This is a genomic window from Bacillus sp. UNC322MFChir4.1, from assembly GCF_000746135.1.
Classification (GTDB): domain Bacteria; phylum Bacillota; class Bacilli; order Bacillales; family Bacillaceae_G; genus Bacillus_A.
Map to the genome: position 1 here is coordinate 59,759 of NZ_JQKQ01000030.1, position 13,116 is coordinate 72,874.

General features: G+C 38.4%; 10 protein-coding genes and 1 rRNA gene. 7 read left to right on the plus strand and 4 right to left on the minus strand.

Annotated features, from left to right (window positions below; all coding sequences use genetic code 11):
- Nucleotides 1-64: 64 nt before the first annotated feature.
- Together BR72_RS12740 and hemL are read right to left on the minus strand one after the other, a co-directional pair.
- Nucleotides 65-4,504 (minus strand): glutamate synthase-related protein, encoded by a 4,440-nt coding sequence (locus BR72_RS12740; RefSeq protein WP_035433495.1) that lies wholly within the window; start codon nt 4,502-4,504, stop codon nt 65-67.
- A 495-nt stretch (nt 4,505-4,999) separates the two neighbouring features.
- Nucleotides 5,000-6,289: a glutamate-1-semialdehyde-2,1-aminomutase gene (gene hemL, locus BR72_RS12745; RefSeq protein ID WP_035433496.1), complete on the minus strand. Its 1,290-nt coding sequence runs from the start codon at nt 6,287-6,289 to the stop codon at nt 5,000-5,002.
- 368 nt (nt 6,290-6,657) lie between these two features.
- Here hemL and BR72_RS12750 point away from each other — a divergent pair, with 368 nt between their 5' ends.
- From BR72_RS12750 to BR72_RS12760, 3 genes are read left to right on the plus strand one after another with little or no spacing between them, the layout of a single operon-like run.
- On the plus strand, nt 6,658-7,671 hold the full coding sequence (locus BR72_RS12750; RefSeq protein WP_035433497.1) for an ABC transporter ATP-binding protein: 1,014 nt from the start codon (nt 6,658-6,660) through the stop codon (nt 7,669-7,671).
- Nucleotides 7,664-8,455, plus strand: a complete 792-nt coding sequence (locus BR72_RS12755) for an ABC transporter permease (RefSeq protein ID WP_035433498.1) — start codon at nt 7,664-7,666, stop codon at nt 8,453-8,455. The genes BR72_RS12750 and BR72_RS12755 overlap by 8 nt, the downstream gene beginning before the upstream one ends.
- Before the next feature lie 7 nt (nt 8,456-8,462).
- Nucleotides 8,463-9,248, plus strand: coding sequence for an ABC transporter permease (locus BR72_RS12760; protein ID WP_035433499.1), 786 nt, complete (start codon nt 8,463-8,465; stop codon nt 9,246-9,248).
- 230 nt (nt 9,249-9,478) lie between these two features.
- Here the strand turns inward: BR72_RS12760 and BR72_RS12765 are convergent, their stop codons facing one another.
- A complete protein-coding gene (locus tag BR72_RS12765; RefSeq protein ID WP_035433500.1) occupies nt 9,479-10,144 on the minus strand; it encodes an O-methyltransferase in 666 nt (221 codons plus the stop codon).
- A gap of 223 nt (nt 10,145-10,367) precedes the next feature.
- Between BR72_RS12765 and BR72_RS12770 the strand changes: the two genes are divergently transcribed.
- The 3 genes from BR72_RS12770 to perR all read left to right on the plus strand — a co-directional run bounded on the left by BR72_RS12770 (nt 10,368) and on the right by perR (nt 12,165).
- Nucleotides 10,368-10,772, plus strand: coding sequence for a potassium channel family protein (locus tag BR72_RS12770; RefSeq protein ID WP_035433501.1), 405 nt, complete (start codon nt 10,368-10,370; stop codon nt 10,770-10,772).
- Nucleotides 10,773-10,818: 46 nt separating this feature from the next.
- Nucleotides 10,819-11,283 carry a thioredoxin-dependent thiol peroxidase gene (gene bcp, locus BR72_RS12775; protein WP_035433502.1) on the plus strand — a complete coding sequence of 155 codons (465 nt, stop codon included), beginning with the start codon at nt 10,819-10,821 and terminating at the stop codon, nt 11,281-11,283.
- A 456-nt stretch (nt 11,284-11,739) separates the two neighbouring features.
- Nucleotides 11,740-12,165, plus strand: a complete 426-nt coding sequence (gene perR / locus BR72_RS12780; RefSeq protein WP_177206999.1) for a peroxide-responsive transcriptional repressor PerR — start codon at nt 11,740-11,742, stop codon at nt 12,163-12,165.
- A 71-nt stretch (nt 12,166-12,236) separates the two neighbouring features.
- Here the strand turns inward: perR and BR72_RS12785 are convergent, their stop codons facing one another.
- Nucleotides 12,237-12,593, minus strand: a complete 357-nt coding sequence (locus BR72_RS12785; RefSeq protein ID WP_035433505.1) for a YgzB family protein — start codon at nt 12,591-12,593, stop codon at nt 12,237-12,239.
- A gap of 325 nt (nt 12,594-12,918) precedes the next feature.
- Between BR72_RS12785 and BR72_RS12790 the strand changes: the two genes are divergently transcribed.
- Nucleotides 12,919-13,116, plus strand: a 16S ribosomal RNA gene (locus tag BR72_RS12790); the annotation flags it as partial.

The following is a 13,116-nucleotide window of genomic DNA, read 5'->3' on the forward strand; positions in this document are numbered from 1 at the left end:
TGATTTGTTATACAGTACTATGAGAATGAAAGGTCATCAATGAAAAAGCGGTTATTCTTTTGCTTTACTCTGTTGAAACAGATGGATCAGCTTGCTCTCTCGTTGGAATTACTTCGTAGAAATGAGCATGTAGATTGGATAACAAAAGTGAGAGAAGAGCAACCTCTTTGTATTGTTCATGCTCATTTAATATACGAAGATAATCTAATAATAACTCTTTCACATCAGATTCTCCTATTTTGCTGAGTGGGCGAAGCGTAACATTCGCTCCTTTTGCAATTCGTCGTTTTAATGATTGTTCTGTTAAGCCAAAATCAGGATGATGACGTAAGTAGACAACTCCGCCCGTCATTCCGGCACAAATCCACGGGCCGGGGTCACCGAGGACGAGCGCGCGGCCGTTTGTCATATATTCAAAGGCAAATCCTTTTATATTAGCGTGAACACCGATATTTCCATGCTCTTCTTTCGGGAGTGGTTTTGTCATTCTTCCGCCAATAATCATATCAGCTCCTGAGAGACGAATGCCTGCTCTAGCGTCAGCGTTTCCTTGTACATATAATGATCCTTTTTGTGCGCCGTATCCGAATCCTTTTCCAACAGAACCGTTATAGTATTTTTCATCCCTTCCTTTTGTTTTTGTAATATAAATCCCACCGCCAAAAGCTGTTTTTCCGATGCCATCTTGTGCGCCGCCGTTCACATGAATAAAAAGGTTTTCGCTATTATAGGCGCCTAGTCCATTTCCAGGAACAGAACCGTTTGTATATTTTAATGTGAGTGGTTCTAATACACGGTTTTCATACAGTTTGCTGCGAGTGCGATAGCAAGATTCCATACCGCCCATTACACGTTGATCGACGCCAACATGAATAAGTTCTTTAGATGTAATGGAATAATGAGCATTGCTACATTCTTGAGGAACTGCTGTTTGCACGGTATTGCACGCTACATCTTCTAATGGTTGTAATAAGTAATGTAAATTTAGCAAATGCTGTCCTTGCGTTTGTTCTAATAAATCAGAACGACCGACAATTTCTTGTAAGTTGCTATAACCAAGCTGCGCCGTTAATCGCTTTAGTTCTGTTCCAAAAGCTGTGAATAAATGTAACAATCCTTCTACAGCACTTTCAAAATTTCGCGGTACGAAGCGGCGCAGGCCGTGTTCTTTCGCTTGTACTTCTGATTCAATTTGCGTTGCAATCCCAACATGACAAGTATCTAAATGACAGCCGCGGCATGTTGTACAGCCAATCGCAATCATAGACAGTGTCCCGAAGCCAATGCGGTTTGCACCAAGCAGCATAATTTTTAATACATCTGCAGCACTCTTGATGCCACCGTCAGCCCAAATTTCTACACACCCTCTCATTCCTGCTTCTAACAGGGCATTATGAGCAGCTTTTACACCAATTTCAACAGGAAGACCAACGTGTTGCAGGGCATGAATACGTGCTGCACCTGTCCCGCCGTCAAAACCGCTAATGTTAATAAAGTCAGCACCCGCTTTGGCGATGCCTACTGCTATAGTTCCGATATTAGGGACAACAGGAACTTTAACAGCGACTTTTGCATGTTGGTTGGCAGTCTTAATTTCAGTAATAATTTGCGCTAAATCTTCAATTGAATAAATGTCATGATTATTGGAAGGGGAGATTAAATCCGAACCAATTGTTGCATTTCGCGCTTCTGCAATTTTTGCTGTTACTTTTGACCCTGGTAAATGTCCGCCTTCTCCAGGTTTTGCTCCTTGCCCAATTTTAATTTCAATTAAATTAGATGAATTCAGGAGTTCAGCGTTGACCCCAAAACGTCCTGATGCGATTTGTTGCCCGCGTGTATGTGGATATTTACCAATCATATCTTTAATCTCGCCGCCTTCACCGTTTAAACTAATCATATTTAATCGGTCAGCAGCCTCAGCATAAGCACGGAAGGCAATTTCATTTTGTGATCCAAATGACATCGAACTAACAATAAATGGTAAGCTATGATTGTTTACCGCAATTGAAACCTTCTCAATTGGCATTTTATCGTCTGTTTCTTTTGTTTTGATAAGATGACGAATTGCCGTTGGATTTTTTTCTTCTAATTCATCCAGTTTTTCACGGTAGTCATCGTATGCATTTCCTTTGGCGATATCTCCAATCGCTTTCCAAATGCGCGGAAATAAATGAAACGTTTTTCGGATGTTTGCTTTTTCATTTGTATAATCGAGTGCCCTAGCTTTTGCATCTTCCGCTAGTGCTTGTAGCGAAAAAGCCAACCCACTAGATCCAAGGAAATTTGTAATATCCAATATTTGTGCAATTTCTTCGTGTAGACCAATAGAAGAGAAGAGGCGACCATAGCCGCGTAATTCATGGATTCCAAGTGTCGAAATCACTTTTTCAATTCCCTTATTCAATGCGTTATATAAATTGAGAAGAGGCGTTTCTGTTCCATCGTTTACTGTTGCAAATGTAAGGTATGGATTGATAACATCTGCCCCTAAACCATATAAAGTTACAATGTCGTGTAAAGACCGAATTGCTCCGGAACGTACGATAATTGCACAATCACGGCGTAGGTTATGTTTGACGAGTTCTCGATGAATTTTGGCTGTAAGTAAGTGCGGATCAATCCATAATTGGTTGTTTTGATGAGCTTTTGCATCATCAATGATAAGAAGCGATGTGCCTTTTTTTATTGCTAGTGTAGCTTCTGCACCAAGACGATGCAGTGCGGCACTTAAAGTTTCATCCTCTGTAAACGTTCCGGATAATTTATAAACAGTGCTGTGCAGAGAAAATAGACGGATGAGTTGTTCGTAAGATACTGTGCTCTGCTGCCCGGAAGCTTGTTGACCCAATGCTCCTTCTAAAATGATAGGGCTTGGAAGTTCTACAATAAATGGTTGTTCATTTGCCGCATATAGATTTGGCCGTTTTCCTACAATTGTACGCGTCGAAAAGTGTTCTACTTCCCGGTCTCGATCAATTGCAGGATTTGTTACAACAGCAACGCTTTCCTTTATAAAGTCAGCAACATTTCGTCTCCTGGAATCGAGTGCTGCAAGAGGAGCATCATGCCCAAGGGAACGAATTGGTTCAGCGCCTTTTTCAGCCATTTGTTCGAGAAGCTGAATATGTTCGCGGTCCCAGCCGAAAGCCGCGTATTGCTCCGTTTTTACTTCGGTAATGGAAACAAGGTTATCTAATTCACCTGTTGGCGGAACATATAGATGATTGCGATAGCCGGTACATTCCATTCGTTGTTTCATACGTGCATATACTTCTTTTTGGTATGCATCGTATTCGTATAAGACAAGATCACCTTCTAGGTCTCGCTTTAGTCCTATTTTTTCCCCTGGAGCAAGTGATTTTGGTTCTGCAACATATTCAGCTGGAGAAATAACACCTGGTTCAGAGGAAAAAATATAAGAGCTTTCCGTTTCTACTTTCCAAACGGGGCGTAAACCAAGGGAGTCTACGCTAAAAACAGCCTCATCTTTATGGCGTGAAATAATTCCAGCTGGCCCTTGCGCAAAATGCCCCCATGCTTCACGGATATACGTATATAAATCTTGCATATGTGGCTCGTATAATTTTATTTCATTAACGATTGGTGGAAATAATATATCCATTGCTTCGAATAAGTTATAGTTGTAATTGGTGAGGAGTGTTTCTAGCGTCCGGTTTAAGTCTTGCGAGTCACTGCCGCCATCTGTAAGCGGCACATCAATCATTTCAGCTTGATCTCGCAGCTTAGCAATCGTATTAATTTCTCCATTATGTCCAAGGATGCTAAATGGTTGCACGCGAAAAAAGTTAGATAATGTATTCGTAGAATAACGGTTATGTCCAAGTGTCATTGTAGATGCGATGAGTGGATGACGCAGATCATCATAATAGGATACAAGTGTATCGCCAGCTCCGAGTACCTTATAAATAACATAATCTGAACTGAATGACGCAACATGAATTGCTTCATTTTTTTCGATTTCAATCGTTAGGGAGAATAATAATTGGTCAATCTTTTCATGTTGATTTTCTGGGATAACGGCAATTTGCCAAAATAGCGGTTCTTCTTGTTTACCAAGAAGTCCGAGGGCATCAGAGTTAGTTACGGCGCTAGTTTCAAATAGAATCGCTAAATTCTCTTTTTGTAGTAAGGAGCGGATTTCATTTTGCAGGGCATGGGTGCTTTGTTTTTGCTGGAGAAAAAAATGTCCAACGATAAAGTGAGGATGGTCCACTAATGTTGGATTATAACCATTTTTCATTAATTTCTCTTTCCAAAGTGCTTTCGGAAGATCGATATGAATTCCGATTCCATCGCCTTCGTTATTAATAAATCCAGCACGGTGATTCATTTTCACAAGAGACTGTATACAAAGATCGATGTTTTCTTTCGTCGGAATGTTTCGTTTCTCCATTACGGAAACGATTCCACACGCGTCATGTTCTGCATTTGCATAATTTCGAAATAAAGATGGTGTCCATTTATTTGTCGTATCTGGCATTCGCTAATCCCCCTCTGTTTGGATTTAGAATAATCAAAATATTAAAGGTGTACGACACCTAATATTACGGATAATAAAGTGAAACACTGCTGAAGAGTAGAAGGATAACTCTTTATGATCGGTTGAAGATAGAGAATTATGAATAATTATACTATTGTTGTGTAATTTATGAAATAGTAAAAATAAAAAAACAGAGGATTGCCTCTGTTTTTTTATAATTTTATCCCGCTATTCGTGGGCAGTAATACTCCCGCCTCAAAATTCAGTAAAAGCATTGTCCAGCTCTAGCGGCTAGAATCTCCGGCCGTTTCGCCCCCTCGGACGAGGCAAAAAGCGCCTCTTTGTCAGGGGCGTGGGCGTCCTGCGATTCTGAGCGAGCCGCTTCCGCTTTTCTTAAGAAGTTAGGCGGGAGATAAACTGCTGGCATGCGCCCGATTGGTGAGGGCTGATAATCAGTGGGGGATGAAGAAAACCCCCACTGATTAAAGTTTCACTTTATTTTAAGGAAGCAAATGCTCTGCCAACTGCTTCAATTGTATATTCAATGTCTTCCTTTGTATGCTCTGTAGTTAAGAACCATGCTTCATATTTAGATGGTGCTAAGTTAACTCCTTCGTGAAGCATGAGTTTGAAGAACTTACCAAACATTTCACCGTCTGTATTTTGTGCAGCATCGTAGTCTTCGATTGTATTTGTTGTAAAGTATACTGTTAAAGCACCTTTTAGGCGATTTACTGTAATATCGATGTTATGCGCCGCTGCTTGTTCTAGAATACCTTTTTCAAGCATTGCTCCAAGTTCATCTAGTTTTTCATATACTCCTTCATGCTTAAGTACCTCTAAGCACGCGATACCAGCAGCCATAGAAGCTGGGTTTCCGGCCATTGTACCTGCTTGATACGCAGGACCGAGCGGCGCAACTTGCTCCATAATTTCTTTTTTCCCGCCGTAAGCACCGATTGGAAGCCCACCGCCGATTATTTTGCCAAGAGCCGTTAAGTCTGGTGTTACTCCAAGTAAATCTTGAGCACCGCCATACATAAAGCGGAAAGCTGTAATAACTTCATCATAAATAACTAATGCACCGGCTGCATGAACAAGTTCATTTACCTTTTCAAGGAAGCCTGGTTTTGGTTCCACAATACCGAAGTTTCCAACGATTGGTTCTACAAGAATCGCTGCAACTTCATGTCCCCATTTATCTAGAGCTTCTTTTAATGTATCTACATTATTAAAAGGAACTGTAATGACTTCTTGTGCAATACTTTGCGGTACACCAGCAGAATCAGGAGTACCAAGTGTAGAAGGACCAGAGCCTGCCGCTACAAGAACTAAATCAGAATGTCCATGGTAGCAACCCGCAAATTTCATAATTTTTGTGCGTCCTGTATAAGCGCGAGCAACACGGATTGTTGTCATAACAGCTTCTGTTCCTGAGTTTACAAAACGTACTTTATCCATCGCTGGCATAGCTTCTTTTAGCATTTTTGCAAACTTTACTTCTAAAGCTGTTGGTGTTCCGTATAACACACCGTTTTCGGCAGCGACTTTAATCGCTTCTGTTACATGTGGATGAGCATGACCTGTAATAATCGGTCCGTATGCTGCTAAATAATCGATATATTTGTTGCCGTCCACGTCCCAAAAGTAAGCACCTTGACCGCGCTCCATTGCAACTGGTGAACCGCCGCCAACTGCTTTATAAGAGCGAGAAGGACTGTTTACACCACCAACGATATGTTCTAAAGCTTCTTTATGTAATTCTTCTGACTTTGTGAACTTCATGAAAATTCATCTCCTTACAAAAATCTATGTATTATTTTAACATGTTTTTTGGAAAGGCGTATTGTTTGTACAAGTTGCTGCGGTTGGGTAAACTATTCGTTGTGCGAAAGTGAAGCTTTTACTATTGTATTGATAATTATATAAGTAAAAAAACAACGGGAAAACCTTTCTTTTAGGGGGGCGAGAGCAACTGGCCGTGCGTAGGAGCGGTCAGGGCCTTTTTCTGCCACATGCGATGTTTCAAACAAAGGGAGCAAGCGAATGGAGAGCGGGTTGTGTTTTAGGTTATATGTTGAAAAATATATAGTTGGGCACATAACAAGGAGAGATACTGTTTACTAGAGTGAAAGGCAGAAAGGAGAATCGGAATGGAAACGGTTATTGAGGTAAAAGATTTACGAAAAGAATTTACATCGTATTCAAGCCGCTCAGGATTAAAAGGAGCGTTTCGCGATTTATTAAATCGTAATTATAAAATTGTCCCGGCAGTAAATGATATTTCGTTTACGGTAAAGCAAGGAGAGATGGTTGGGTATATTGGAGAAAATGGTGCTGGTAAATCCACTACTATTAAAATGCTAACAGGTATTTTGACACCGACTGCTGGAGAAATTACTGTGAATGGCATGAATCCTCATAAACAAAGGGAAGAATTTGTGAAAACGATTGGTGTTGTGTTTGGACAACGTTCGCAGCTTTGGTGGGATATTGCGGTGCAAGAATCATTTCGTTTATTAAAAAAAGTGTATGGTGTATCTGATGCAGAGTATAAAGAACATATGGAACATGTAATTGAAACATTGGATATTGGTCCGTTATTGGATAAGCCCGTTCGGAAGTTATCACTCGGACAACGGATGCGCTGTGAGTTAGCAGCGGCTTTAATTCATAATCCACCGCTGTTATTTTTAGATGAACCGACAATCGGTCTTGATGTTCTCGTGAAATTAAAAATTCGTGACTTTCTAAAAGAGATGAATGAACGCTATAAAACAACAATTTTATTAACGACGCATGACATTACAGATATTGAAGCGCTTTGTGATCGTGTTGTTATGTTAGATGAAGGAAAAATAATGTATGACGGATCTTTAGATAAGCTTCGCACGCAGTGGGGAGCAGAAAAAGAAATTCATTTTCAATTTGTAACCTCTGTTTCTTATCAGCAACTTGCAATGTTGATACCTGATAATGATGTTGTTTGGTCACAAGGAAAAGAACAAAACACATGGATTGCCAAGATCCCAAATGAAGAAATCATGATTTCAACTCTGATCTCAAAAGTTGTCCAATCGTTTGCAATTAAAGACTTGAAAATTAATGAAGTTTCTACAGAAGAAATTATTCGTAATATTTATGAAGAGGGCATGATTCATGGGTAAGTATATTGAAATGATTCGCGTTCGCTTTTTAATGATGCTTGCGTATCGAACAAATTATTATAGCGGTATTATCATTTATACAATTAATATCGGAGCATATTACTTTTTATGGCAAGCCATTTATAGCGGAAAAGAAAATATCGAAAGTTTATCCGTTACACAAATGACAACATACATTGCAATTGCCTGGATGGCCCGTGCATTTTATTTTAATAATATTGACCGGGAGATTGCGATGGAAATTAAAGAAGGACGGGTTGCGGTTGAATTAATTCGTCCCTATAACTATTTAGGTATGAAAGTCATGCAAGGATTAGGGGAAGGGATATTCAGATTTGCTTTCTTCTCCATACCAGGTATGGCCATCGTTACATTATTATTTTCACTGCAAGTTACAATGAATGTTCAAACGTGGATGTACTTCTTCCTATCATTATTATTTAGTTTTATCATTAATACACAAATTAACTTAATGACAGGAATGTTAACGTTCTTCTTATTTAATAATAATGGAATTATGTATGCAAAACGCGTTGTGATTGATTTGTTTTCAGGGTTATTACTCCCGATTAGCTTCTTTCCGTTATGGGCACAAAAAGTAATGTTGTTTCTGCCGTTTCAAGCGATTAGTTATATTCCGAGTATGATTTTCTCGGAAGGAATGCAAGGCGAAGCGATTTATAAAGCGTTATTATTTCAATTTATATGGGCAGTGCTGCTCATTATTCCAATTGTGATGATGTGGAAAACAGCAAGAAAACGGCTGATTGTACAAGGGGGATGATGAGAGAATGTTATATTTTAAATTGTTTTTACAATATGCAAGTCAATATATAAAAACGAAGCTAGAATATCGCGGGGATTTTATTGTTGGTTTACTATCCGACTTATTGTTGCAGGCAGTAAACTTAATTTTTATTCTTGTTGTATTTGGACATACACAAGCATTAAAAGGATGGAACAGGGAAGAGGTAATCTTTATTTATGGTTTTTTCCTAGTTCCGTTTGCGATTTTCTCTTCATTCTTTAATATATGGGATTTTAATGATCGTTATATCGTAAAAGGGGAAATGGACCGCATTTTAACTAGGCCTATTCATAGTTTATTCCAAGTCATCTTAGAACGAATGGAATTGGAGTCGCTTCTTGGTGCAATAACCGGTTTTGGCGTAATGGGATATGCTGCATTGCAGCTGCAATTAACATTTCACTGGTATGATTTCTTTTTATTTATATTGATGGTAATAGGCGGGGCGCTCGTGTATGGCGGGATTTTCGTAACGCTTGCAAGCATTGGCTTTTGGTCGGATGCAAGAAGTTCGATTATGCCGCTCATGTATAACATCGGAAACTACGGACGTTATCCTGTGAATATTTATAATCGCGTCATTCGTTTTGTTTTAACGTTTATATTGCCATTTGCTTTTGTTGGTGTGTATCCGGCATCGTACTTTTTAGGAAAAACAGAATGGAACTCTTATGCGTTTGTAACACCGCTTGTTGGGGCTATTTGTATTTCAATTGGGTTTTTCGTTTGGAATTTAGGAGTGAAGCGATATCGCGGTGCTGGGAATTAGTTTGTCCCGCTATTCGTGGGCAGTAATACTCCCGCCTCAACATTCAGCAAAAGCAAAGAAGTTAGGTGGGAGATGAAGAAAACCCCCACTGATTACAGTTTCACTTTATTTCTACATCTATTTTCTTGGATCTGTTAAAATACACTGTTGATTTTGGATAGATAAAAAGGGAAGCCTAGTTTTGATGGGCTTCCCTTTGTCATTACACTGCCAATATTAGAAGGATTCTTTTAATCTTTTACAATTCCAAAAACAAACCCATCATATCCTTTACTACCTACAGTTTGAATAGCAGTTGAATCTATGCGTGATTCTTCAGATAATAAATCAATAAATTGACGGACACCCTGCACATTCAAATCTTTACTATCACTATCAATAACATGTCCATTCCGAACTACATTATCCCCAATGATAACTGTTCCTGGTCTAGAAAGTTCTAATGCCCATTTCAAATATTGAGGGTTGCTTGGTTTATCAGCATCAATGAAGATGAAATCAAAGTTAGAAAATCCTTTTTCTTGAAGAGTAGGCAATGTTTTTAGTGCTGGCCCTACAATTACTTCAATTTTATTTTCTAATCCTGCCTTTTTTATATTTTCTTCAGCCACTTTTGCATGCTTACTATCAAATTCAAGCGTAATGAGGTGCCCATCTTCTGGCAAAGCACGTCCAAGCCAAACGCTACTATAGCCGCCAAGAGTTCCGATTTCTAAAATGTTTTTTGCTCCTTTAAGCTTTGCAAGTAAATAAAGTAACTTACCTTGATTTGGAGACACATCAATAGCAGGTAAGTCTGCTTCTGAATTTGTTTTCAATATCGAATCCATAACAGGATCAGATGTATGAAGTTTAGTACTAAAATACTGATCTACGTCATTCCATTTTTCTGACATGCTTATATATTCCCCCTTAAAATGATAATCATTTCCCTTCATGTGGATAAAATCATAAAATTTTATTTTTTTGATTTTTCGCTATTTTATCATACCATAAAGTGGAAAAGGTCTCCTTCTTCTAAGCGATAGCAAAGGTAGGAGGCGGAATCCCTTTTTTCAAAGTCGCTCATATGTGATAAAACCCCCGTTGTCCTCATACAAATAAAATGAGGTGGAGGACATGTTGTGGGTGCTGATTTTATTAATTGCTGCGATTGCCGTATTACGAAGTATACAATTGCTCTGGAGTTCGGCGGGAGAATCAAACCGTTTTTTTTCTTTGTATAATCTAATCTCGTTATTTCTTATTTATACAACGGTACTTATTGCATTTGCGCTTAGTTATGTTGTTTTAGAAGAAAGTGGCTTTTCTGTATTAGAAGAAGATGGGGAATTAGTAATGAATCACTCATTTGCCCTTGTGGAAATATGTTTATATTTTAGTGCAATTACATTGTTATCGGTTGGATATGGTGATGTGACGCCTATTGGAATTGGCCGCTTCATTGCAATTGTAGAAGCACTAATTGGATATACGATGCCATTTGCATTTGTTGTGCGGACAGTTATGGAAAATGAAAAATAGTAGGATATTTGATATAGTGGAGGCAAAAGAGAAGGAGTGATTTTACATGGTTACAGTAGGACAAATGGCACCGGATTTCACGTTAGAAGCAAGTAATGGAAAACAAGTTAAATTATCTGATTTTCGAGGGAAACACGTTGTTATTTATTTTTATCCGAAAGATATGACACCAGGTTGTACGACTGAGGCGTGTGACTTTCGTGATCAACATGTAGCTTTTGGAGAATTAGAGTGTGTAATTTTAGGGATAAGTATAGACTCTTTGCAGCGACACGAGAAATTTATCGAAAAATATAATTTGCCATTTTTGCTGTTAGCTGATGAAGATCATACAGTTGCAGAATTGTATGATGTATGGAAGCTTAAGAAAAACTTCGGAAAAGAGTACATGGGAATTGAAAGATCGACATTTATAGTGGATAAAGAAGGACAGTTAGTAAAGGAATGGCGAAAAGTTAAAGTTAAGGGGCACGTAGAAGAAGCGTTGGAATTTGTTAAAGAAAGTCTATAGAGGCCTTAAAGTAAACGAGATAGTATGTGTAAATAGAAATTTACGCAGAATAAAATAATTAATAAAATATTACAAGGCATATGACTATACACTTTTGGGGATTTTTCATATGTTAAGAGTGTAGGGCATACCTCCTCAGATGAAAGATTTTTCAAGTGCGAGTTTTTCTCGCACTTTTTTCGTGGAAGTGTATAAAAAGAAGCAGGATCATCTAAAAATAAAATGAAACTTAATTTGGCGAAGGGACTTGTTCTCTTTGCTTTTTGGATATCTTTGAAGTGGGGTGCTGCTATTGGTACCCACATTAACTATGTTTACACTGTTTATTAAATTTGGAACAAGTTAAAGAATAAAATACATAGTTATAGTAGAAATGTTGACGGGTGAAAAGAAAAGGAGTACACTCTTTATAAGAATTATAAAATAATAATCCGTATCGAATCGGGGTGCATGACGGTGGTCAAAGAAGAATTAAAAGAAGCGCTGGAAATGTTGAAAAATACGGGTGTACGCATTACTCCACAGCGTCATGCTATTTTAGAGTACCTTGTGGAATCTATGATGCATCCTACAGCGGATGAGATTTATAAAGCGTTAGAAGGTAAGTTTCCAAATATGAGTGTTGCGACAGTTTATAATAACTTGCGCGTATTTAAGGAAGTAGGGCTTGTAAAAGAGCTTACCTATGGTGATGCCTCTAGTAGGTTTGATTACGTTACAAGTCACCATTACCACGTGATTTGCGAAAAATGCGGTAAAATTGTTGATTTTCCGTATACAGGTCTAGAGGAGATTGAGAACGAAGCTGCGAAAGCAACGGGTTTTGTAATCAATAGTCACCGTTTAGAAATTTACGGTGTTTGCCAAGACTGTAATAAGTAATAACAAGGATTAAGGAGCTGACGCTTTAAGTCAGCTCCTTTTTTAAATAGAAAGTAAATAGAAGTTTTTCACTAAATTTTATAACCTTTTCGATTGTATTTTTCATCGAACTCTTTTCCTTCTAGTCTTTGATCAAGTGTGAGTGGTTGGTTACAATGCATACAAGCATCAACTCGTCCAAGTATTTTTGTTGGTTTGCTACAAGATGGACAAATAACTTGAACGGTTTTTGTTGATAGCATACCAATCCAAAAATAAACAACAGTACTAGCGATGACAGCAAAAAAGCCGATCATCATAAAAATAGTCATAACAAGAATGTTTTCTCGGAAAAAAACTCCTAAGTATGCAATGAAAAGTCCAATAAATACTAAACTCAATGCAAAAGTTCTAATCTTATTGATTTTATTTGAGTATTTTATGCTCATTCCTTTCACCTTCCTATAGTTCATAATATAACATAAATTTCTGAATTTTTGGATGATTAACGGTGTTTTGATGTTTAATTAGGATGTGAATTTTTTTATAAAAAGTGTTGACCATCCATAATGAGCATGCTATATTAATAAACGTCGCTGCTGCACGAAAGCAGAAAGCGAAATGAAAAAAAGAAGTAAAAAACAATGTTGACATCAAAAAACAAAGATGTTAACATGAGGAAGTCGCAATTGAGCGGCGGATAAGTTCTTTGAAAACTGAACGAAACAAACAACGTGAAACGTCAATTTTTATTTATGATGCTAGACAAACACTTTATTGGAGAGTTTGATCCTGGCTCAGGATGAACGCTGGCGGCGTGCCTAATACATGCAAGTCGAGCGAACCAATTAAGAGCTTGCTCTTAAGAAGTTAGCGGCGGACGGGTGAGTAACACGTGGGTAACCTGCCTATAAGACTGGGATAACTCCGGGAAACCGGGGCTAATACCGGATAACATTTTGCACCGCATGG

Excerpts from the sequence above, each read along its gene's own strand:
- BR72_RS12740 (WP_035433495.1), bottom strand. The coding sequence starts at position 4,504 with ATGCCAGATACGACAAATAAATGGACACCATCTTTATTTCGAAATTAT.
- hemL (WP_035433496.1), bottom strand. The coding sequence starts at position 6,289 with ATGAAGTTCACAAAGTCAGAAGAATTACATAAAGAAGCTTTAGAACAT.
- BR72_RS12750 (WP_035433497.1), top strand. The coding sequence starts at position 6,658 with ATGGAAACGGTTATTGAGGTAAAAGATTTACGAAAAGAATTTACATCG.
- BR72_RS12755 (WP_035433498.1), top strand. The coding sequence starts at position 7,664 with ATGGGTAAGTATATTGAAATGATTCGCGTTCGCTTTTTAATGATGCTT.
- BR72_RS12760 (WP_035433499.1), top strand. The coding sequence starts at position 8,463 with ATGTTATATTTTAAATTGTTTTTACAATATGCAAGTCAATATATAAAA.
- BR72_RS12765 (WP_035433500.1), bottom strand. The coding sequence starts at position 10,144 with ATGTCAGAAAAATGGAATGACGTAGATCAGTATTTTAGTACTAAACTT.
- BR72_RS12770 (WP_035433501.1), top strand. The coding sequence starts at position 10,368 with ATGTTGTGGGTGCTGATTTTATTAATTGCTGCGATTGCCGTATTACGA.
- bcp (WP_035433502.1), top strand. The coding sequence starts at position 10,819 with ATGGTTACAGTAGGACAAATGGCACCGGATTTCACGTTAGAAGCAAGT.
- BR72_RS12785 (WP_035433505.1), bottom strand. The coding sequence starts at position 12,593 with ATGAGCATAAAATACTCAAATAAAATCAATAAGATTAGAACTTTTGCA.